This window comes from Paenibacillus humicola, assembly GCF_028826105.1.
GTDB classification, from domain to species: domain Bacteria; phylum Bacillota; class Bacilli; order Paenibacillales; family Paenibacillaceae; genus Paenibacillus_Z; species Paenibacillus_Z humicola.
On the sequence record NZ_JAQGPL010000001.1, the window covers coordinates 3,272,261 to 3,292,532 of the forward strand.

Here is a 20,272-nt window from a genome sequence, read left to right on the forward strand (position 1 = left end):
GAAATCAGCTCCTATCTTTCTTCATTTAATGCCCCAGAGGGCGGCAAACAGCAATAAAGCCTCCAGCAGCTCGTTAACCGCGCCGTACGTATCGCCGGTGAGCCCGCCCAGCTTTCGGCTCAGCCATCCGCATGCCGCCGTTCCGGCACCGGCAGCGATCGCCGCCTGAACGGCAATCGAGGCTGCGCTTACGGCAAACGGCATGCCGGATGCGGCGTAAACGGCCGCGATCAGCAGGACGTTCACGGCCAGCGCAGCCGCAGCATGCCGGAGCTTCACCCGGGCGAACATGGCGGCAAGCCCTTCGTCCGGCCGGGCAAACGGCCAGCAGGCCATCGCGAACACGAGCCACAGCCTGCTCCACATGCATGCCGCGGCAACGGCGGGCCACGCCTCCGCCCATCGGCCTCCGTCCAGCAGCGCGGCCAGAAGCGAAAATTTGAACAGCAGCAGCAAAGCGGCGGCGGTGACGCCCATCGCTCCGACCCGGCTGTCCTTCATAATTTCAAGCATCCGCTCACGCGGGCGATGGCTCAGCACGCCGTCTGCCGTATCCATCAGGCCGTCCAGATGCAGCGCGCCGCTGTAGACGGTCCAGACGATCAGGAGAAGAACGGCCGCCGGCAGCGCGGGGACGCCTTTCCCTAGTACCCAGCCGGTGATGGCGAGAACAGCGCCGAGCAGCGCCCCGACCGCCGGAAAATAAACCGCGCTGCGCGCCAGCACCGGCGGCGTGAACGGAAGGGAGAACGGTATCGGAACCCGCGACAGCAGCTGAAAAGCCGCGCCGGCTGCCTGCAGCTGACCTTTTATCGCACGAAAAACCACCAGATGAGCACCCCCGCCAAAATAGCTGCGCTGACCGTATATAAGAGCCGCACCGTGTGTACGATATCCCCGGCCGCGAGCGGCCGCAGCGGCCACCCGAGCCGCGCCCGTTCCGAAACGGTGCCGAAATAAACGTTGTGTCCGCCCAGTTCAATGCCGATTGCGCCGGCGGCCGCCGACTCGGGAATGCCGCTGTTCGGGCTCGGATGGCGGTGCGCAAAGACGAATACGGCGCGGAGAGCCCGCGCCGCCGACAGGCCGGGCAGCAGCAGCGCCGCAAAGGCGAGCAGCAGGCCGGTCAGCCGCGCCGGCACGTAATTGAGCGCGTCGTCAAAACGGGCGGACGACCAGCCGAAATGCACGTACTTGTCGCTGCGGTAGCCGACCATTGAGTCCAGCGTGTTGGCCGCCCGGTACAGCATGGCGAGCGGAGCTCCGCCGAGGAGCGCGAAGACGAGCGGCGAAACGAGCGCGTCGACCGTGTTCTCGGCGACCGTTTCCACCGCCGCCCGGGCGGCGCCCCGCTCGTCCAGCGCAGAAGTATCCCGGCTGACGATATGGCCGGCGTACGCTCGCGCCTGCGCCAGGTCGCCGGCGATCAAAGGCCGGTAAACGAGCATCGCCGCGTCCTTCAGTCCCTTGACGGCGATGGTGGACGAGATCAACCAGGCCGTCGCGGCATACCCGAGCCACGGATGAATCCATCTGGCCGCTTCCGTAATCGCCGCTGTCGCGCCGAATGCGGCGATCGTCGTCACCGCGGTCAAGACGGCACCGCGCACCTTCAACTGAACGGCGCCGAGCCGGACCCCCTCCGGCCGGAGACGGCGCTCCAGCGCACGGACCAGACGGCCGATGTAAATGACCGGATGCGTCGGCCATTTCGGGTCGCCGATCAGCCAGTCGATGACGATTGCGGCGGCAAGGAGGAGCAATGCTTCCGGAAGGGAATAAAACAGCATCGCTACAGCTCCTCCAGCCGAAAAGCGTGCATCTTCAAATCGAGCGGGAAGCCGGCAACGACCAGGAAGGCTTGCTCACAAACGGCAGCCAGCCGCCGGTTCATCCTGCCCGCTTCATCGCGAAAACGGCGGCCGAGCGGATAAGCCGGCACGATCCCGCTGCCGACCTCGTTAGTCACTAGCAGCAGCGGGCCGGTGTAGTCCGCCACAGCCGCGGCCAGCTCGTCGACGGCGGCCGCGAGCCGGTCTGCGGGCAGATCCTTATCGTCGCCCGGCGAATCGGCAAAGACCGTTTCCGTGTGGAAGCCGTTCGGACCGGATTTCGTCTGACCGCCACCCTGGCAGTTTGCCATCGTTACCGTGCCGGCGGCATCCGCTTCACCTTTAGCGGCGCCGAAAACCGTCCCGTCTTCGCCGGCTGATTTTTCCATGTCGTCACCCGGTTCCGGCTCGCCCTCCGTCTGCAGCATGACATTCGTAAGCCACAGCGTCAGGCAATCGATCAGCACGGAGGGACGTCCGGCATCGCCCGCCGTTTCGGCCTCCAGCCGCCGCAGCAGAGCTGCAAGCTTACTTGGCTCCTCCACCGTTGTCCACGGATACCCGGACGACTCCCGAAGCCGTTCGTGCCGGTCGACGCGTTCCGCCGTCTCCTCGTCCCAAATGCGGGAAGTGGCGACATAGATGCCGCTCGACGCCAGCTTCATCGCATAACGCTCGGCAAAGTCGCTTTTCCCGCTGCGGGCCCCGCCCGTAATGAACACCGCCATCCCTTCACTCCCCTTCGGCCGAATCCGGCTTATTCCCGCGATACGCCCGCGCTCTCGAACGTCGCCATCTCCTTCATTACGGCGACCGCAGCGTCGATCAGGTGAAAAGCGAGCACGGCCCCCGTTCCCTCGCCGAGCCGCATGTCCAGATGGAGCAGCGGCGTCAGGCCCGCCTTTTCCAGCAGCATGCGGTGGCCCCGCTCATGGGATAAATGCGAGCCGAGCATATAAGCGGACGATTGCGGCGCGATCTTCGCGGCGGCGAATGCGGCGGCAGTCGAGATAAACCCGTCGATGACGACCGGACACCGCCGCTCGGCCGCGCCGAGTATCAGACCCGTCAAGCCGGCGATTTCCAGCCCGCCGACCTTGGCGAGCGCATCCAGCGGGTCCACTGGATCCGGCCGGTTCCGCTCGATCGCCCGGCGCACGACGTCCACTTTGTGCCGTCTTCGCGGTTCGTCGATGCCGGTGCCGAGCCCGACCGCCTCGTCCGGCGTCATGCCCGCGAGCGCGACGCACAGCGCGGCGCTGGCCGTCGTATTGCCGATGCCCATTTCGCCGGTCGCGAACATGCGGCAGCCCGCCGCGTGCAGCTCGAAAGCCAGCTCCATGCCGGCCAATATCGCTTCCGCCGCCTCGCCGCGCGTCATCGCCGGACCCTGGGTCATATTCGCCGTCCCTTTGCGCACCTTGCGGCCGAGCACCTGCGGATGGTCCAGCTCCGCGTTTACGCCGATATCGACGCAGACCACCTGCGCTCCGGCCTGTTTCGCCAGCACGTTTACCGCCGCCCCTCCGGCGGCGAAATTGTAAACCATCTGCGGCGTCACCTCCGCCGGGAAGGCGCTGACGCCTTCTTCGCAGACGCCGTGATCGGCGGCCATGACGACGACGGCGCGGCGGGACAGATCAGGCGCGAGCTCGCCCGTCATTCCCGCGAGCCGCGCGGCGATCGTCTCCAGCCGGCCGAGACTTCCCGGCGGCTTCGTCAGGCTGTCCAAGTGCCGCAAAGCCGCATCCGCGGCCTCCCGGTCCGGAGGCCCGATCCGGTCCGCGATTTCCCGGAGCCGGAGCTCCGGGTCGATTTTCTTTCCGTTTCCATGCTTCGTCCTATCGTTCATTGCGTTCCCGTTCCTTTCGTTTGCCGATAAGCCGGCGGCTCGGACGGCTGCAGCAGCAGCTGCGGCACGCCGGTTTGCGGATGCTCCAGCACAAGCGCCTCGGCGCCGTAAACGCGCCGGATCATCTCCGCGGTAACGATTTCCGGCGGCGTCCCGAACGCTTCGATGCACCCTCCCGCCAGCAAAAGCAGCTCGTCGCAATAATGCGCGGCCAGATTCAAATCATGCAGTACGGCGACGACCGTGATGCGGCGGCTGCGCTGCCAGCTTTTGACCGTATCGAGCATCTGCAGCTGGTAGCCGATATCCAGGTAAGTCGTCGGCTCGTCCAGCAGCAGGAGGCGCGGCTCCTGCACCATCACCTTGGCGAGCGCCACACGCTGCCGCTCGCCGCCGCTCAGCTGGTCGAACCGCCGGCGCCGGAGCTCGTGCAGCCCCATTACGGTCAACGCCTCGTCGACGACCGGACTGGCGTCCGTTTTCTCCTCGCCGAGCCAGTTTTGATACGGATACCGCCCCATCTCCACCACTTCGCGCACGGTAAACGGCACGGGAGCGAGCCCGCCCTGCTGCAGCACGGCCAGCCATTTGGCCAGCTCCCTGCGCGGATAGCCCGACGCGTCACTTCCTTCAAGGAGCACCCTGCCGGAGGACGGCGCTTCGACGCCGGACAGCAGCCGGATCAGCGTCGATTTGCCGGCGCCGTTCGGTCCGATTATGCCGTACATCAGGCCTTCCTTCATGCGAAAAGACAGCTTCTCCAAAATGGGCCTCGTGCCGATCGTTTTGCCCGCTTCCCGCGCTTCGATCATGCCGCACCTCCCTGCTGCACTTTCCGACGGTAGAGTAAATAGGCGAAGAAAGGCGCGCCGATGATCGCCGTCACGACGCCGAGCGGAATTTCCTTGGGGCTGAGCGCCGACCTCGCCAGCGTATCCGACCAGAGCAGGTAAATGCCGCCGCCCGCCGCCGACAGCGGCATGATCAGCCGGTAATCCGGCCCGACGAGCAGCCGGATCAAATGCGGCACGACGAGGCCGACGAAACCGACGACGCCGCAGATGGAAACGGCGACGGCTGTCAGCAGCGTCGAGACGGCCAGCACGACAAGCTTCGTCCGTTCGACCCGGATGCCGAGGTGCGCCGCATGCCGCTCGCCGAAGGCGAACAAATTGAGCGGCTGCGCGAAACGGATCAGCACCGGCAGCCCGACAATCAGGAACGGCGTGATCAGCCGTACATGCTCCCAGCCGCGGCCGTTCAAGCTCCCCATCAGCCAAAACAGGACCTCGTTCACAACATTTTGCGACAGCGTCGCCATAAACGAGACGACCGCGCCGAGAAACGCCTGCACGATGACGCCCGACAAAATGAGCGTTTCAATGCCCATGCCGCCGCCTTTTGCCCGGGACAGCCCGAACACGACGGCCAGCGTTGCGATGCCTACGGCAAACGCGACAAGCGGGATCGACCAGACGCCGAGCGCCGTCTGGTACCCGAACAGGATCATAAACGCCGCGCCGACCGAGCAGCCCGAAGCGACGCCGAGCGTAAACGGGTCGGCGAGCGGGTTGCGCAGCACGCCCTGAAAGCCGGCACCGGCGAGCGACAAGCAGGCGCCGGCCAGCACGGCCAGCAGCACGCGGGACAGCCGCAGCTGGGTGACGATCGCGATATCGCCTGCGTCCCAGTGCGCGGCGGGATCGCTCATCCAAGGAAGCTGATGGACAAGAATTCCCCAGACGTCGCGAAGCGGCAGACCCGCCGACCCGATCGACAAACAGACCACGATCGATACGCCTAGGAGGAGCAGCGCGGCTCCTCCGTACAGATACAGCTTCCGTTTCATTTTATTTGACGAGATCGGGATGGAGCTTCTTCGCGACCTCGAGCAATCCGTCGGAAAGACGTGGTCCTACGCGAACGAGCGGGTCCTGATCCACCTCGAACAGCTTGTTGTTTTTCACGGCGCTGATCTGCTCCCAGCCCGGACGCGTCTCGATCGCCGCGAGAATCGGGTTTTTCTCGCCGGGCTTTAGTCCCGCCTGAGACGTATATACGATGATGTCCGGATTCGCTTTGATGACCGCTTCGGGATCGATCTGGAACCAGCCGCTTTGGTCGGCGATGTTCGTTCCGCCCGCAATGGTCAGCAATTCGTCCAGAAATTCACCTTTCCCGACTGTCCAGCCCGGGGAAATTTCCAAATAGACTTTCGGCTTCGGCGCGTCCTTCACCGCCTCCTCTACCTGTTTGCGCACGTCCTGCATATGGGTGGCGACCTTCTCCGCTTCGGCGGACTTGTCCAAAATGACGCCGATTTGCTTGATTTTGTCGATCACGGCGTCATACGTTTTCGGATCCGACGCGTAGACCGTCAGGTTCAGCTTGCGCAGCGCTTCGACCGTATTCGAGCTCATGTTGGAGGAGCCGAGCACGAGATCCGGCTTCAGGCTGGCGATTTTCTCAAGATTCGCGTCGGCCCCCCCGATTTTCTCCTTGCTTTCCGCATCCTTCGGGTAATTGGAAAAATCGTCTACGGCGACGACACGGTCGCCGGCGCCGACGGCGTACACCACTTCCGTTTCACTCGGCAGCAGGGTGACGATTCGCTGCGGCGCCTGCTGAAACGTCAGCTCGGTGCCTGTTCCGTCCGTTACTTTCAGCGGATACACGGTCGCCTGCGGCGCTCCGGCACTGCCCGCGTCAACCTTATCGCCTCCCGCATTGCCGCCGTCTGCCGTCGTATCGTCTGCCGCATTTCCGGCGACTTGCGTGTTAGTCGTTCCGCCGCCCGAACCGTTCGCAGCCGGCTGCTGCGCTTGGTCCGCGTTTTTTGGGCCTCCGCAGGCGGCAAGCGCCGTAAGCAGCAGCGCGGCAAGCAGAAGGGCCGGCCATCTTTTTGCCCATAAGGGCTGGTTCCTTTTCTTTCGCATCATCGTTTGGGTTCGCTCCTAATAAGTCGGTTTAAATGAGGCATGAAAAAAAGCATCTCCGACGCCGCGATGCGCCGAAAATGCTTCAGGTTACGAACAACAGGAAAGGAACGGGACGCTTGCTCCGGCCGGGCGGAATCCGGCTATAGCCGAAGCAAATTCGTATCCTGTTCAATCTGGAAGCACCTCCCTAAATCCACGTAGGCAGCGTTTTTACGAAACAGGCAGGTATCCTGACTTGAAGCCAACGCGTTCATCGTCTTCCCGCAGCGGTTATGCCGCAGTGACATGGTGATGGCGCGCTGTCCGGAAGCGGGGGCGCTGACCCCAGCGCTCGCTCGGACGCTTCTTACAGTGGCGGGTCCGTGCCGGTCTTGCACCGGTCTTCCCATTTTAAGCCGAACGCCGGAATGGCTCTGCCATTCGAGACGTTTGGCACCTGTTTCTCGCGTATTCAATTGTGCATCAGTAACTATATCATTCCGCAAAAGACATGTCCATACATAAAAATCCGCAAAAGCCAGGTCTTTTGGCTGACTCCGATGCATACGGTAAGAAGTGCATTTTTTGACATGGATATGGATTTAAGGAGGCACTATCGTTCATGGGTCGTAAAAAGAAGCTCGCCGGCGCCGGCGCGACGCCGGTTCTTGCCGCTGCTGCCGTTCTGGCGGTAGTCCGCGCCGGAGCGCTGGCAGCGGAAACCGCGGACGCGCGTCCGCAAATCGCAGCCGCGAACAGCGGACCGTCGTCAGCCGGACCGGTGCGGCGGCAGGGAAAGGACGTCCGGCCGATACCGGCCGAAGATGCCGATACGAACGAGCGCGAAACATCCGTTACCGATAAAAAAACAAGCACCGCTTGGGAGGCCGATTCACGTCCAGGCATGTCTCCGGCGGCATTCTCCGATCCGGCCGCCGGCAAGGACCGCAGCGGCGATGCTCCCCCGAATACTGCCGGCGTGAAAAAATCCGCCTTTCCCGCAACCGGTTCCTGCGGCGACGCATACCGCCCCAAGGCTCGGGCCGCGGCGCAATAAACGGGACTCGAACCACCTGACTGTCCTCCAAAAAACGGGGCAATGTCCCGTTTTTTAAGCTTACGAAAATATGCATAAGCAGCCCGATCATCATACGGACAAACGTTCCGATTGCAGGATCGCCCTATTCAGCCGGCGGTTCAGCCGCAGCGCGTTGCCGACGACCGATACGGAGCTGAGCGCCATCGCGGTTCCCGCCATCCACGGCTCCAATCCGCCCAAGGCGGCGAACGGAATGACGACCGCGTTATACAGCATCGCGAAAGCGAGATTTTGCCGGATGTTGCGGACTGTCAGCCGGCCGATCAGCACCGCCTCGCATACGCCGGTCAGCCTCGACCGGATCAGCGTCAGATGGCCGGCCCGCAGCGCCGCCTCGGTCCCGTTTCCCATCGCGAAGCCGACGTCGGCGGCGGCAAGCGCCGGCGCATCGTTCCATCCGTCGCCGGCCATTCCGACCACCCGGCCTTCGCGCTGCATGCTGCGGATCAGCGCTTCCTTCTGCTCCGGGAGCATTTGGGCGTGCACGGCGGCGATTCCGGCCTGCCGGCCCGCATGAACGGCAGCCGCCGGGTGGTCGCCCGTTGCCATCAGCACGCGGATGCGCTCATCCGCAAGCCGGGCGACGGCCGCCCTGGCCGATCGCTTCACCGGATCGGCAAACGCAAGCGCCCCCGCGCATCGCCCGTCGAGCGCGACATACACGACCGTTTCGCCGGCTTCCTCTCTCCGCCGGGCGAACTGTTCCAAAACTCGTCCGGGCGCCCAGCCCCGCTCCGCGCCGAAGGCCGCGCTGCCGACTTCGACGCGCCTGCCTTCGACCTCGGCTTCCACGCCGCGTCCGGGGACGGAGCGAAAACTTCCGGCTGCCGGCGCTGCGATTCCCGCTTTGGCGGCCGCTTCACCGATCACCGCTGCAAAAGGATGTGCGGCGCCCGCTTCCGCAGCCGCCGCCATTCGCAGCAGCGTGTTCGTTTTGCCGTCAACCGCGGCCATGCCGGTCAGGACAGGCCTGCCTTCCGTCAGTGTTCCGGTTTTATCCAGCACCAGCGTATCGAGCTGTGCTAGCCGTTCGAGCGCGCCGGCTTCGCGAAGCACGATGCCCCGGCGCAGCAGCTTGCCCGAGGCGAGCACAAGCGACAGCGGCGCCGCGAGTCCGAGCGCGCACGGACAGGCGGCGAGCAGCACGGCAAGCGCATGCACGGAGGCCGCCTTAATATCGGCGGGCTTCAGGGCCGTCAGCCAGAGCAGCATCGTACCGAGCGACAGGGCAAGCATGACCGGCACGAAGACGGCGGCCATGCGGTCCACCTTGCGCCCGATCGACGATTTCGTCGATTGCGCGGCTCTCGCCAGTGCCGCCATCCGGCCCAGCATGGCGTCGGCGCCAATCGACTCGGCGCGGATGTGCAGCTCCCCGGCGGTTACGAACGTGCCGGCGTAAACCGGATCGCCCGGACCTTTCGCTGTCGGCATGCTTTCGCCGGTCACAAGCGATTCGTCCACCGGCGCCGTTCCTTCTTCTACAATGCCGTCGGCCGCAATCGGCTTACCCGGCAAGGCGACAAGCCGGTCGCCCCGGCGCAGCTGCGACGCCGGCACCTGCTCGCGCACACCGCTCCGAATCACAACCGCTTCTTGCGCCTGCAGCGCGTCGAAGCCGGCGCTTTCGCGCATCACGCGCCCGGATGCCGACGCCTCGAGCAGCTTGCCAAGCAACACCGCCGTAATGACGACGGCGGACGTTTCAAAATAGAGCGCTCCGCCGCTGAGCATGGCGTAATAGCTGTACAGAAAAGCGGCCGTTGTACCGACGGTTACAAGCACGTCCATATTGGCCGTCCGTTCCCGGACCGCGTAATACGCGCCGAAATAAAACGGCATGCCGAGCCCGAACTGCACGATTGCGGCAAGCGCAAACTGCAGCAGCGGGTGCTGAAGCAGCGAGGGCATCGGCAGTCCCTGCAGCAGCTCATAATGATGCGCCATCGTCCACAGCAGAGGAAGCGTGAGCAGCGCCGAAAAGAAGAAGCGGAGCTTCAGCGAGGCGATTTCCCCTTCGCTCCCGTGGTCCGAACCGAGAGGAGCCGCCGAGAATCCGAGCTGTCCGATTCGCTCGATGATGGCTGAAGGCGCGACGTTTTCCGGAGAAAAGCGGATGTTGGCCGAACGGCCCGCATAATGGACCGAAACGCCGGATACTCCCGGCATTTTGCCGACCGCTTTTTCAATTCGGACCGCGCAAGCCGTACAGCTCATCCCCTGAATATGCAAATCGAGTATAGCCGTTCCCTCCACGTTCATCCCTCCCGCAGCTCCCAAAACGCCGAAAGCATTGCCGGCCGCACGCTCGTCAGCAATGTCCCCTTCCTCACTATATGGCGGATCGCGCTTATTCATGATCATTCAGCATGCAAAAAAGGACGCCCTGCAGCGATCCCGCTGCCGAAGCGTCCTAATTTGAATATACGCCGGTTTTCGAGCCGGCTTCAATCGCCTTCGACCACGTCTCCCGGCCAGCTGAGCATTCCGCCGACGATATTGACCACGCTGTACCCCTGCGCCGCCAAATAATCGCACGCCTTGGCGCTCCTGCCGCCGCTGCGGCAAATCACATAGATCGGTTCGTCCTCGCCGTCCGCATGCAGCTCGCCGAGCCGGCCGACAAACTCCGACAACGGAATATTCCGGGCCTCTTCAATATGGCCGGACTGCCATTCGTCGCGCTCCCGCACGTCGATCAGGTTCAGCTTTTCCCCTTGGCGCAGCCTCGTTTCCAGCTCGCTCGCCATCATTTCCTCCATGAGCGTCATTCCTCTCCTTCTTCTTCAAGCCGGGAGCGGATTTGCCGTTCGTACTGCCTAAACGCTTCCGTGCTCCCCAAGCCTTGCGACTCCATAAACATTCGAAAACGAAGCCTTTTCTCGCTCAGCTGTTTGCGCAGCGGCTCCCGGTCCGCCTCGGTTTTGCACAAGGCGATCAGATCGTGCAGCGTCGCCAGTTCTTTGGCCAGCTGCAGCTCTGGCGGAATGGCGCCCGCGTTCTTGAGCAGCTTGTAGCTCAGGCGCAGATCCTCCGGAACATGGGACAATTCTTCCAGCTCAAGCGGTTTTCCGGCTCCAGGCAAATTGTCGAATTCGCCGCGGGCCATCGCCTCCCGGATCCGTTCTTCGGCGATTCGCGAGAAAGCATCCATTCCATCGACCTTCTTCCGCTGGAGATTGCCTATCCGCAGCAACATTTTACCTTCTGCCGGACGCCCGTGTCCAGCTTTCGGTTTGAATCCGCGCACCGAGCCTCCCGTTCTCTGAGTGTCCCGCTTAAACATGCAGCAAAACGGCATCCGCCATTCCGGGCAGATGCCGTCCATCAGGTTTTGCCGCTTATCCCGAAACCCGCACCGCGGTGCCGCTGACGGCTACCATCAGCATACCTTCGCGGATCACTTCATAATCGACGTCGATGCCCACGATCGCATTCGCGCCGAGCCGGGACGCTTGGCTTGACATTTCGCTGAACGCGACGTCGCGCGCTTCCTTCAGCTTGGTTTCGTATGCGCCCGATCGGCCGCCGACAATGTCGGTAATCGAGGCGAACAGGTCGCGCACAATGTTGGCGCCCATAATCGCTTCCCCCGTCACGACGCCGAAATATTCGGTGATCGGCCGCCCTTCAATCGTCGGCGTAGTCGTAAAAATCATTGCATTCCCTCCCATTTTGTTACTTCCTTTATCCCATACGCCGTATGAGCAGGAAAAGTTTCAAATCGGGCCGGCCGGAACAAACGGCTTGCGCCGGACTGGACGGCAAATGGAGAGGATCGACCTTGGGAAGCGATCCCGAATATCGTTCCCTGCGTACCGATTTTATTGCTCCGCGATTTCGGCTTCACTCCTCCGTAAACCGGATTTGCACGACGCGCTCGGTGTCCCGTTCGAACCAGATGCTGACGGTAACGCCGAACCGGCTCCCGTTCCGATCCAGCAGCAGCCGGAACGATTCCGACAGCACGCCGGGCTGCTCCTGCCGCCGGCCCAAATGCTTATAGTCGACGATATCGGCTTGATATCGTTTTTGCGTTTCCTGCATCGCCATTCTGCCCCACTTGGCATACTCCGGTTGTGCGGCTGTAGATGCCGCCGTTATCCGTCCCGCGGAGACCGGCATCAGACCGAGCAATAAAGCAAGGCAGAGCGCAAGCTTCCATTTTATCGTCACGAACGTCACCTCCTGGCGGAGGTAATATACCCCATCGGGGTCCGGACTATTCCGCGCGTCCCGAAGCGCAATGCTTCAGGGATCTGCCAAAGGATCCGGGACGTAAAGATGCCGCGGGATCCACTTCCGCTATTCGGATCTCAGCAGGACGCAACGCCGGCAGACTTAATGAAGCTCGCCGAACTTGTTCAGCGGCCATAGGCGAAATACGGCGCGGCCTTCTATGCTGGACAGCGCTATGGGACCGATTTCGCGGCTGTCCATGCTGTTTTCGCGGTTGTCTCCCATCACGAACACTTTATTTGCCGGAACCGTATACGGCAGCTGAAGCCCGTTCGAAAACGTCTGTCCTTTCACGTAAGGCTCGTCCAGCTTCTTGCCGTTCACATAAACGAGGCCGTTCCGAAAATCGAGCACGTCGCCCGGCAGGCCGATTACCCGTTTAATCAGCCGTTTATCGCTTTCCGGACCGTTAATGATGACGATGTCGCCGCGGTGCGGATGCTCGAAATGATACGAGATTTTGTCCTCGATCAGCCGCTGTCCATCGAACAGCGTGCGCTGCATGGACACGTTTAGCACTTTCGTTTGCGCAAAAGCGTAATTTTGAATCAACAGGCTGACGGTCACGGCAATAGCCAGCGAAATAACCCATTCGCGAAGCTCGCGGACCCACCGTTTTGCCGGCCGTTTGATCGGCTCCTCTTCCATGGTTACCCAGCTCCTTTGATAAAAATAAAGCCCTCTTGTTATTACGACCGAAGACCGTATAAAGTTGTGGCGCCTTCGCGCAAATTGACAAAAATAGGGTTAAAGCAGCGGCTATTCCCTTGGCCGGCCGTGTGCAAAAATGCCGTACGCTTAAGAAGCCTCGAGCCGATGCCGTATGCTGCAGAAGCTGCGAGCCGATGCCGCGCGCTGCAGAGCCGCGGGCCAATGACGTGCGCTGCAGAGCCGCCGGCCAATGACGTGCGCTGTGGATGCCGTGTGCCATGCCGTGCGATGCGGATGCCGTGTGCCAATGCTATACGCTTAAGAAGCCTCGGGCCAATGTCGCGCGCTGCGGATGCCGAGCGCCGTGCCGTACGAAACGGCGGAGAGACGATACCGTCGGACGGCCCCCCGTTTTCGTCTGTTCGAAATAAAAAAATCGCCTGCCGCGGCTGCGGCAGACGATGCTCTGTCCTGTTCGATCGATTGCGGGTTATTGCGTACCGGGCAGCTCTTCTTCAGTCGCTGCAGTTCTCGGGCTCAGGCGCGGCCGCGCCTTCAACGGTAATTTTCTCGGCGACCGTATCGCGGATGACCGCCACGACCGTTTGCAGCAAATAATTAATATCCGCCTGGCTTTGCTGGAACTCGGTGACGATCGGAATGTTGTCCAGCTCATCCTGCAGCGCCTCGATTTCCTTCTCGATCTTGGCGACCATTTCCTCGTTCTTGAACGTCGTTTCGAAGGCGACGAGCTCCTTCTGCTTTTTCTTGATTTGAGCTATCAGGCCCTGTACGCGCATGTTGCTCTGAATTTGCTGCTCGGCGCGCTTGAACTGCTGAATTTCCTCCGCCGTATACAGCATTTCCGCAAGCTCCTTTGTCTTCGCCATTATATCGGCGCGTACAATGATATCCTCGGTATTAAACGACGGGACGCTGCATCCGCCGTGTTCGTGTTCATGATTGTGCTCCTGATCGCGGCTCTGCTCCATCGCATTCGCCGCCGCTTGTTCGTTAGCCATCCTGCTCAACCCCCTGCCAGATTACGATACCGCTTCGCGCGGCGCCTGCCGCTGGACCGGTTCCGCCTTGATATACCACGTTTGCGGCTCGGTCACACGCACCTGAACGAAACGGCCGATCCATTCCTTCGGTCCTTCAAAATGGACCAGCTTGTTTGTGCGCGTCCGTCCGGACAGCACGTTCGCGTTGTTTTTGCTTTCGCCCTCGACCAATACTTCGACGATCTCGCCGCGAAGCTTTTCGTTGCTCTTCAGGCTCAGCTCGGCCATCAGATCGTTCAGTCGGGCCAGACGCCGTTTCTTTACCTCGTCCGGGATGTTGTCCGCCATCTCCGCCGCAGGCGTTCCTTCACGCGGCGAATAGATGAACGTAAACGCCGAATCGAAGCCGACTTCGCGGACGAGCGACAGCGTTTCCTCGAACTGCTCTTCCGTCTCGCCCGGAAAACCGACGATAATGTCGGTCGTCAGCACAACGTTCGGAATCGCCCGCTTGATTTTGCCGACAAGCTCCAGGTACGTTTCGCGGGTATATTTGCGGCTCATCCGCTTGAGCACCTCCGTGCTGCCCGATTGGACGGGCAGGTGGATATGCTCCACCAGGCTTCCGCCGCGGGACAGCACTTCGATCAGATGATCGTCGAAATCGCGCGGGTGGCTGGTCGTAAACCGGATGCGCGGAATATCGATTTTGGCGATGTCGGCCATGAGGTCGCCGAAACGATAGTCGAGATCCTCGAAATCTTTGCCGTACGCATTGACGTTTTGACCGAGCAGCGTAATTTCCTTGAAGCCTTGGCGCGCCAGCTCTCGTACTTCGGCGATGACGTCATCCGGACGCCGGCTGCGCTCCTTGCCGCGCGTATACGGAACGATGCAGTACGTACAAAATTTATCGCAGCCGTACATGATGTTCACCCAGCCGCGCATGCCTTCACGCTTTTTGGGCAAGTTCTCGATAATGTCGCCTTCCTTCGACCACACCTCGACGACCATTTCCTTGCTGAACAGCGCGTCCTGCAGCAGCTGCGGCAGCCGGTGAATGTTATGCGTGCCGAAAATGAGATCGACGAACGCATGCTTTCGCATAATGCGGCCCACGACCGATTCTTCCTGGGACATGCAGCCGCAAACGCCGAGAATAAGCTCCGGCTTCTCCGTCTTCAGGTGCTTCAGATGCCCGAGCTCGCCGAATACCTTATCTTCGGCATTCTCGCGGACGGCGCATGTATTGAGCAAAATGACGTCGGCTTCGCGCCGGTCTTCCGTCGCTTCATAGCCCATCTGCTCGAACATGCCCTTCATCACTTCGGTATCGTGCTCGTTCATTTGGCAGCCGAACGTATAAATCAAATAGCGCTTGCCCCGGCCAAGCGCCTTCAGCTCATCGGGAATGCCGAATTCGTAATGAACCTGGACATCCTCTTTGCCCCGGCGCTTCTCGTCCTTGTAGCTGGGCGCGGAGTTGATCGTAATGTCGCGCCCTTTGATCCGATACGTCGTTCGCCCGTCTTCCTCCCTCACCACTTTGGCACCGGAGAAATCGAAATATTTGGAGTAGTCTTTGCCGCTATTGCCGGATTTTAAGTCCGGTGCGTTTTGGCCCTCCTTGTTCACGAGTCGGTTCACATCCTTCTATATGGAATGGATCAGTCTTTTTCGGTAATCCAATAGTCTATTATACCATCGAATAGACCTCATATCCATTGGAATGCGGAAGCGCCCGTAAATCCCCGTCAAGGGCAAGTCCAATTAATTCGCCAGGCCGCTGGCTTTTCTTGCTGCCAGTCACCTGTTTCGATTATCCCGGAGCTGCGCAAGCGAAGCTTGCCCTCATTCGACGATTTCGGCTTGATCGCCCGTTTTCGCGCCGGCCGAGTTCGCCTCATCGGTGTCGATATGCATGTCCAGCGCAAAATGCGGCGAGACCCGCGCGACGACGTTCTCGAACATAAGACCGCGTTCCCCGCCGATCCGAACTTTCAACATCTGCTTATCGCGAATGCCCCAACGTTCCGCGTCCGAGGTATGAAAATGAATATGCCTCGCCGCAACAATGACGCCTTCCGGGATCGTTACTTTGCCGGATGGGCCTTGGATCGTGATCCCCGCCGAACCCGCGATATTGCCCGATTCGCGCACGGGCGGATCGATGCCGAGCGTGAAGGCGTCCGTCCGGGATACTTCAAGCTGCGTTTGTTTGCGTACGGGACCAAGAACACGAACCTTTGCAAAAGCGCCTTTCGGGCCCAGCACTTCAACCGTTTCGTTCGCGGCGAATTGGCCCGGCTGCGATAACGGCTTCATTTCCGTCAGCATCGCCCCCGGTCCGAACAACGCTTCCACATGCTCCTGCGTCAGATGAATATGTCTGGCGGATACGCCAACCGGTACGATTTTCATCGATTTCAACCCCCTGGGTACGTTCGTCGTAAATGCATCAAAAGGCATACGGTCCGCAAGCGGAACGTATGCCTTCGTCAAAACGGCTAACGTTATTTAAACTCGGCAACGAGCTTCTCGAACTGATCGGCAGGCAGCGACAGGTCCTGGTTCGCAAGACCTTGCTCTTTAAAGCCGACGATCATATCCTCATACGATTTACGCTGTTTATTCTGGTAAATGAGGCCGGTCAGCATGCCTTCCGTTTCCATAATCTTGTTCATGGCCGCAACGCGGTTCGATGGATCGTAATCCGGGAATTGATCCAGATTGACGATATTTTCCTTGAACCAGTCGTACGTATTCACTTTGTTGAACGTGACGCACGGGCTGAATACGTTGATCAGCGAGAAGCCCTTATGCTTGATGCCCTCTTCAATCAGCGCCGTCAGCTGCTTCAAATCGCTGGAGAACGATTGCGCAACGAACGTTGCGCCTGCCGACATCGCAATTTCAAGCGGCGAAAGCGTCGTCTCGATCGAGCCTTCCGGCGTCGATTTCGTCTTGAAGCCTTCCGCGCTCCGCGGCGACGTTTGTCCTTTGGTCAACCCGTAAATCTGGTTGTCCATGACGATGTAGGTGATGTCCAGGTTGCGGCGGATCGCATGGACCGTATGCCCCATGCCGATGGCAAAGCCGTCGCCGTCGCCGCCGGAGGCGATAACCGTCAGCTCGCGATTGGCCAGCTTGACGCCTTGGGCGATCGGAAGAGCGCGGCCGTGAATACCGTGCAAACCGTAGGCATTGATGTAGCCCGAAATCCGGCCGGAGCAGCCGATACCGGAAACAACCGCCAAACCTTCCGGCTCGAGACCGACGTTAGCGGCTGCGCGCTGGATCGCCGCTTGAACCGAAAAGTCGCCGCAGCCCGGGCACCAGTTCGGTTTTACGTTGTTGCGAAACTCTTTAAATGTCGCCATCTTAGTTCAACTCCTTGCAAGCTTTATACACTTCGGTAGGCAGGAACGGATTGCCGTCGTACTTCAGCACGCTGTGAATTTTCTCTGCGCCGCCTACGTTCATCTTGATCTGCGAAGCGAGCTGGGCGGTGGCGTTATTTTCAAGGACAACAACCTTTTTCGCACCGTCCAGATACGATTTGACCAGGTCGGACGGGAACGGATGGATTTGACGAATCGTAATATGGTTCGTTTTTAATCCGTCCTTCTCCAGGCGAAGGCGAGCTTCGTCGATCGTGCCGCCTGTCGAGCCCATGCCGATGATGAGCACATCCGCTTCCTTATTCGGCGCGTCGGCGCGAACGGCGTCGCGGATAAGCATTGCGTTCAGCTTGGACAGACGTTTATCCATCATTCTCTTCCGGTTGCCCGCATTCTCCGAAGGACGTCCCGTTTCATCGTGTTCGACCCCGGTTACGTGGTGAATACCGTTCTTGTCGCCCGGAATGACGCGCGGCGATACATGATCTTCCGTAAACTCGTAGCGTTTGAAAAGCTGGTTCTCGCCCTGCTCCGGAATGTCGCGGATCAGCTTGCCGCGTTCGATCTTCATTTCATCCAGATTCAGCATCTCACACGTCTGCTTGCCGAGCGACAGCTGCAGGTCGGTCATGACAATGACCGGAACCTGATACTTCTCCGCAAGGTTGAACGCTTCGATCGTATCGTAGAAGCAGTCTTCGATCGACGCCGGGGCGATGACGATTTTCGGAATTTCGCCGTGGGTGCCGTACACCATCGCGTTCAGGTCGGACTGTTCCTGCTTCGTCGGAAGACCCGTCGACGGGCCGCCGCGCTGCGTATCGACGATAACGAGCGGCGTCTCGGTCATACCGGCGAGGCCGATGGCTTCCATCATGAGCGACAGGCCGGGACCTGCGGATGCCGTCATCGTGCGCACGCCCGCATAGTTGGCACCGATCGCCATCGTAACGGCTGCGATTTCATCCTCGGTCTGCACGACGGTACCGCCGAATTTCGGCAGCCTTTTAATCAAATATTCCATAATTTCGGAAGCCGGCGTAATCGGATAAGCGGACATGAGACGGCAGCCTGCCGCTATCGCGCCAAGTCCGATCGCTTCATTGCCGATAATGAACAGCTTCTGCTTGCCGTCTGGCGTACCGAGCTTGAATTCATCGAGCGGACCGCCGGCCAGATCGAGCACAAAATCGGAGCCGCGCTTGACGGCTTCGATATTTTTCTCGACGATCGCCGGACCTTTGCGTCCGAATTCTTCTTCGACGGCTTTATTGAAAACTTCAAGCGGCAGACCGAGAAGCGCCCAGGACGCGCCGGATGCCACCATGTTTTTCATCAGGGAAGTGCCGAGCTCTTCGGCGATCGACGTGATCGGAACCGGGAACAACCGTGCGCTGACCCCTTCCGGCAGCGTCGGGTTGAACTTGGCGTCGGCAACGACTACGCCGCCTGTGCGAAGCTCGTGCGCGTTCAAGTCGATGCTTTCCTGGTCAAAGGCGACCAGAATGTCCAGATCGTCGGAAATAGCCCGGTGGGGCGTCGTGCTGATGCGAATTTTATTATTCGTATGGCCGCCTTTGATCCGCGAAGAAAAATGACGGTACCCGTACAAGTAGTAGCCCAGCCGGTTCAGTGCGGTAGAGAAAATACGGTCGGTACTTTCAACGCCCTCACCCTGCTGTCCTCCGATCTTCCAAGACAATTGACTGATCAAAATGCCCATCTCCTCTTTTGGATGAACGTGCGACTCCATTCGACAACATCCAACCTATCAATATAGTGCTTAACAGTCAAATAAATTCTATGACTGCAGGTCATAAAAAGCAAGCTGTTCCCGTGATTTTACGCATAGTTCTTTTCGATTGAATCCATACCGGAACGAGATTGAAACGTGTCCGAATCTTCAATCCGGCAGATGCTTTTCTAAAAATCGCAGTGCATTTTCGCTCATGAACGAGCGCACCTTCGATTCGGGATACGCCTTAAGCAGGGCTTCTTTCAATTGATGCAGCTCTCCCGGATGCGCCAGGCCGCCCACATGATGATCGATCCCATCAAAGTCTGAGCCAAACATCAGGTGATCCTCGCCTCCCAGCCCGCAAACACGTTCGACATGGTTTAACACGTCGGCAACCGAAACGTTTGCGTCCGGCTTCACGAATTGCGGCACGAATGTCAGGCCGATCAGGCCGTCCATGGCGATTAGCGCTTTAATCTGGTCGTCAGTCAAATTACGCGGATGGTCGCAAACCGCCCGCGCATTCGAATGGGAAGCGATCAGCGGTTTCGCCGTCGTGTCCGCCATGTCCCAAAACGACCGTTCCGATAAATGGGATACATCCAACAGTATACCCAGATTATTGCATTCCTTAACGAAAGCCTTCCCTGTTTTTGTCAAACCGCCCTGCCGGGGTTCAAGTGCGCCGTCCGCCCCCCAGTTGGCATGGTTCCACGTCAGTCCCGCAGCCCTTACCCCAAGCCGAAAAAGGATGCGAAGCATTGCGAGGTCCCCCTGCAAGCCGTCGGCACCTTCGAGGGAAAGCAGCGCTCCGACCGTTCCGCTTTTTCCGATCTCGCCGATGTCGCCGCTCGTGCGGACCAGCTTCATGCCGGGCGCTGTCAGCACCTTGCGGTAAAACAGGTCGATGCTGCGCAAAATCGGCGTCATCGTGCGTTCCATCCGCTCCGGCACGTAGATCGCAAACGTCTGCAGAACGGCGTCCGCCTGACGCAGGCGCGGCAGGGTGACATCAAGCTTGCCCGACGTTTCATCCCGAAACGATAACGTTTCGTCCTCCAGCAGCTTCCAGATCACATCGCAATGAAAATCGGCCGAACGCAGTTTAATCATCATCCATCCACCTTTTCAATTGAAATCTAAACGCAAAAAAACCTGTCTACGGCGTAAACAGGTTCATTTCATTTCGGGATCATCATAAAATGGCTCCGCTATCTCGGCTCGACAATGAGCTTAATCGCTGTGCGGTCTTCTCCATCGATCACAATATCGGTAAACGCCGGGATGCAAATCAAATCCACTCCGCTTGGAGCAACAAAGCCCCTGGCGATTGCCACTGCCTTAATTGCCTGGTTCAACGCACCAGCCCCGATCGCTTGCAATTCGGCCGCTCCGCGTTCGCGCAACACGCCGGCCAGCGCTCCTGCAACGGAATTTGGATTGGACTTTGCTGAAACTTTTAAGACTTCCATGGAATGTACCTCCTCGGGAATGATGGATGAATGCCACTATTTAGATAGTATTCGAGAGAGGCAATA

Annotated in this window: 21 protein-coding genes and 1 riboswitch; of the genes, 1 reads left to right on the forward strand and 20 read right to left on the reverse strand. The window is 60.0% G+C overall.

Annotation, left to right across the window (positions count from 1 at the left end; all coding sequences use genetic code 11):
• Positions 1-21 precede the first annotated feature (21 nt).
• The 7 genes from cobS to PD282_RS14975 are packed head-to-tail and all read right to left on the reverse strand — an operon-like array spanning position 22 to position 6,623.
• The gene (cobS, locus tag PD282_RS14945; RefSeq protein WP_274651457.1) at positions 22-828 is read right to left on the reverse strand and encodes an adenosylcobinamide-GDP ribazoletransferase; all 807 of its coding nucleotides are present in this window, start codon (positions 826-828) and stop codon (positions 22-24) included.
• Complete coding sequence (gene cbiB, locus PD282_RS14950; RefSeq protein WP_274651458.1) at positions 810-1,790, reverse strand: adenosylcobinamide-phosphate synthase CbiB; 981 nt, start codon at positions 1,788-1,790, stop codon at positions 810-812. The genes cobS and cbiB overlap by 19 nt, the downstream gene beginning before the upstream one ends.
• A 2-nt stretch (positions 1,791-1,792) precedes the next feature.
• Positions 1,793-2,560: a bifunctional adenosylcobinamide kinase/adenosylcobinamide-phosphate guanylyltransferase gene (gene cobU / locus PD282_RS14955; protein WP_274651459.1), complete on the reverse strand. Its 768-nt coding sequence runs from the start codon at positions 2,558-2,560 to the stop codon at positions 1,793-1,795.
• Between the two features lie 29 nt (positions 2,561-2,589).
• Positions 2,590-3,684, reverse strand: coding sequence for a nicotinate-nucleotide--dimethylbenzimidazole phosphoribosyltransferase (gene cobT, locus PD282_RS14960; protein ID WP_274651460.1), 1,095 nt, complete (start codon positions 3,682-3,684; stop codon positions 2,590-2,592).
• Positions 3,681-4,496 carry a heme ABC transporter ATP-binding protein gene (locus tag PD282_RS14965; protein ID WP_274651461.1) on the reverse strand — a complete coding sequence of 272 codons (816 nt, stop codon included), beginning with the start codon at positions 4,494-4,496 and terminating at the stop codon, positions 3,681-3,683. The genes cobT and PD282_RS14965 overlap by 4 nt, the downstream gene beginning before the upstream one ends.
• Positions 4,493-5,533 carry a FecCD family ABC transporter permease gene (locus PD282_RS14970; RefSeq protein ID WP_274651462.1) on the reverse strand — a complete coding sequence of 347 codons (1,041 nt, stop codon included), beginning with the start codon at positions 5,531-5,533 and terminating at the stop codon, positions 4,493-4,495. The genes PD282_RS14965 and PD282_RS14970 overlap by 4 nt, the downstream gene beginning before the upstream one ends.
• A 1-nt stretch (position 5,534) precedes the next feature.
• Positions 5,535-6,623, reverse strand: coding sequence for an ABC transporter substrate-binding protein (locus tag PD282_RS14975; protein WP_274651463.1), 1,089 nt, complete (start codon positions 6,621-6,623; stop codon positions 5,535-5,537).
• A 203-nt stretch (positions 6,624-6,826) separates the two neighbouring features.
• A riboswitch (cobalamin riboswitch) is annotated at positions 6,827-7,078 on the reverse strand.
• A gap of 146 nt (positions 7,079-7,224) precedes the next feature.
• Between PD282_RS14975 and PD282_RS14980 the strand changes: the two genes are divergently transcribed.
• Positions 7,225-7,659 (forward strand): hypothetical protein, encoded by a 435-nt coding sequence (locus PD282_RS14980; RefSeq protein ID WP_274651464.1) that lies wholly within the window; start codon positions 7,225-7,227, stop codon positions 7,657-7,659.
• A 90-nt stretch (positions 7,660-7,749) separates the two neighbouring features.
• Here the strand turns inward: PD282_RS14980 and PD282_RS14985 are convergent, their stop codons facing one another.
• From PD282_RS14985 to PD282_RS15045, 13 genes are all read right to left on the reverse strand, one after another.
• Entirely contained in the window at positions 7,750-9,963 is a 2,214-nt protein-coding gene (locus PD282_RS14985; RefSeq protein ID WP_274651465.1) for a heavy metal translocating P-type ATPase, read from the reverse strand.
• A 185-nt stretch (positions 9,964-10,148) separates the two neighbouring features.
• A complete protein-coding gene (locus PD282_RS14990) occupies positions 10,149-10,472 on the reverse strand; it encodes a rhodanese-like domain-containing protein (RefSeq protein WP_274651466.1) in 324 nt (107 codons plus the stop codon).
• Positions 10,469-10,855, reverse strand: a complete 387-nt coding sequence (locus PD282_RS14995) for a DnaJ family domain-containing protein (RefSeq protein WP_274651467.1) — start codon at positions 10,853-10,855, stop codon at positions 10,469-10,471. Before PD282_RS14995 ends, PD282_RS14990 begins: the two co-directional genes overlap by 4 nt.
• Before the next feature lie 187 nt (positions 10,856-11,042).
• The gene (locus tag PD282_RS15000) at positions 11,043-11,360 is read right to left on the reverse strand and encodes a heavy metal-binding domain-containing protein (protein WP_274651468.1); all 318 of its coding nucleotides are present in this window, start codon (positions 11,358-11,360) and stop codon (positions 11,043-11,045) included.
• Positions 11,361-11,547: 187 nt separating this feature from the next.
• Positions 11,548-11,877, reverse strand: a complete 330-nt coding sequence (locus PD282_RS15005; protein ID WP_274651469.1) for a DUF3889 domain-containing protein — start codon at positions 11,875-11,877, stop codon at positions 11,548-11,550.
• Between the two features lie 165 nt (positions 11,878-12,042).
• Positions 12,043-12,588: a signal peptidase I gene (lepB, locus tag PD282_RS15010; protein ID WP_274651470.1), complete on the reverse strand. Its 546-nt coding sequence runs from the start codon at positions 12,586-12,588 to the stop codon at positions 12,043-12,045.
• Between the two features lie 518 nt (positions 12,589-13,106).
• Positions 13,107-13,613 (reverse strand): YlbF/YmcA family competence regulator, encoded by a 507-nt coding sequence (locus PD282_RS15015; protein WP_274651471.1) that lies wholly within the window; start codon positions 13,611-13,613, stop codon positions 13,107-13,109.
• A gap of 21 nt (positions 13,614-13,634) precedes the next feature.
• Positions 13,635-15,230: a tRNA (N6-isopentenyl adenosine(37)-C2)-methylthiotransferase MiaB gene (miaB, locus tag PD282_RS15020; RefSeq protein ID WP_274651472.1), complete on the reverse strand. Its 1,596-nt coding sequence runs from the start codon at positions 15,228-15,230 to the stop codon at positions 13,635-13,637.
• 216 nt (positions 15,231-15,446) lie between these two features.
• Entirely contained in the window at positions 15,447-16,016 is a 570-nt protein-coding gene (gene pduL / locus PD282_RS15025) for a phosphate propanoyltransferase (protein ID WP_274651473.1), read from the reverse strand.
• Positions 16,017-16,108: 92 nt separating this feature from the next.
• Positions 16,109-16,975, reverse strand: coding sequence for a 2-oxoacid:ferredoxin oxidoreductase subunit beta (locus PD282_RS15030; RefSeq protein WP_274651474.1), 867 nt, complete (start codon positions 16,973-16,975; stop codon positions 16,109-16,111).
• Position 16,976: 1 nt separating this feature from the next.
• On the reverse strand, positions 16,977-18,710 hold the full coding sequence (locus tag PD282_RS15035; protein WP_274655239.1) for a 2-oxoacid:acceptor oxidoreductase subunit alpha: 1,734 nt from the start codon (positions 18,708-18,710) through the stop codon (positions 16,977-16,979).
• 189 nt (positions 18,711-18,899) lie between these two features.
• Positions 18,900-19,847 carry a dipeptidase gene (locus PD282_RS15040; protein ID WP_274651475.1) on the reverse strand — a complete coding sequence of 316 codons (948 nt, stop codon included), beginning with the start codon at positions 19,845-19,847 and terminating at the stop codon, positions 18,900-18,902.
• 98 nt (positions 19,848-19,945) lie between these two features.
• Positions 19,946-20,206 (reverse strand): stage V sporulation protein S, encoded by a 261-nt coding sequence (locus PD282_RS15045; RefSeq protein WP_006286829.1) that lies wholly within the window; start codon positions 20,204-20,206, stop codon positions 19,946-19,948.
• Positions 20,207-20,272: the final 66 nt, after the last annotated feature.

Coding starts and splice junctions, on each gene's coding strand:
- PD282_RS14995 (WP_274651467.1), bottom strand. CDS start 10,855: ATGGATGCTTTCTCGCGAATCGCCGAAGAACGGATCCGGGAGGCGATG.
- pduL (WP_274651473.1), bottom strand. CDS start 16,016: ATGAAAATCGTACCGGTTGGCGTATCCGCCAGACATATTCATCTGACG.
- PD282_RS15015 (WP_274651471.1), bottom strand. CDS start 13,613: ATGGCTAACGAACAAGCGGCGGCGAATGCGATGGAGCAGAGCCGCGAT.
- PD282_RS14975 (WP_274651463.1), bottom strand. CDS start 6,623: ATGATGCGAAAGAAAAGGAACCAGCCCTTATGGGCAAAAAGATGGCCG.
- PD282_RS14985 (WP_274651465.1), bottom strand. CDS start 9,963: ATGAACGTGGAGGGAACGGCTATACTCGATTTGCATATTCAGGGGATG.
- PD282_RS14980 (WP_274651464.1), top strand. CDS start 7,225: ATGGGTCGTAAAAAGAAGCTCGCCGGCGCCGGCGCGACGCCGGTTCTT.
- PD282_RS14990 (WP_274651466.1), bottom strand. CDS start 10,472: ATGACGCTCATGGAGGAAATGATGGCGAGCGAGCTGGAAACGAGGCTG.
- PD282_RS14965 (WP_274651461.1), bottom strand. CDS start 4,496: ATGATCGAAGCGCGGGAAGCGGGCAAAACGATCGGCACGAGGCCCATT.
- PD282_RS15000 (WP_274651468.1), bottom strand. CDS start 11,360: ATGATTTTTACGACTACGCCGACGATTGAAGGGCGGCCGATCACCGAA.
- PD282_RS15040 (WP_274651475.1), bottom strand. CDS start 19,847: ATGATTAAACTGCGTTCGGCCGATTTTCATTGCGATGTGATCTGGAAG.
- PD282_RS14970 (WP_274651462.1), bottom strand. CDS start 5,533: ATGAAACGGAAGCTGTATCTGTACGGAGGAGCCGCGCTGCTCCTCCTA.
- cbiB (WP_274651458.1), bottom strand. CDS start 1,790: ATGCTGTTTTATTCCCTTCCGGAAGCATTGCTCCTCCTTGCCGCCGCA.
- lepB (WP_274651470.1), bottom strand. CDS start 12,588: ATGGAAGAGGAGCCGATCAAACGGCCGGCAAAACGGTGGGTCCGCGAG.
- cobU (WP_274651459.1), bottom strand. CDS start 2,560: ATGGCGGTGTTCATTACGGGCGGGGCCCGCAGCGGGAAAAGCGACTTT.
- cobT (WP_274651460.1), bottom strand. CDS start 3,684: ATGAACGATAGGACGAAGCATGGAAACGGAAAGAAAATCGACCCGGAG.
- PD282_RS15045 (WP_006286829.1), bottom strand. CDS start 20,206: ATGGAAGTCTTAAAAGTTTCAGCAAAGTCCAATCCAAATTCCGTTGCA.
- PD282_RS15030 (WP_274651474.1), bottom strand. CDS start 16,975: ATGGCGACATTTAAAGAGTTTCGCAACAACGTAAAACCGAACTGGTGC.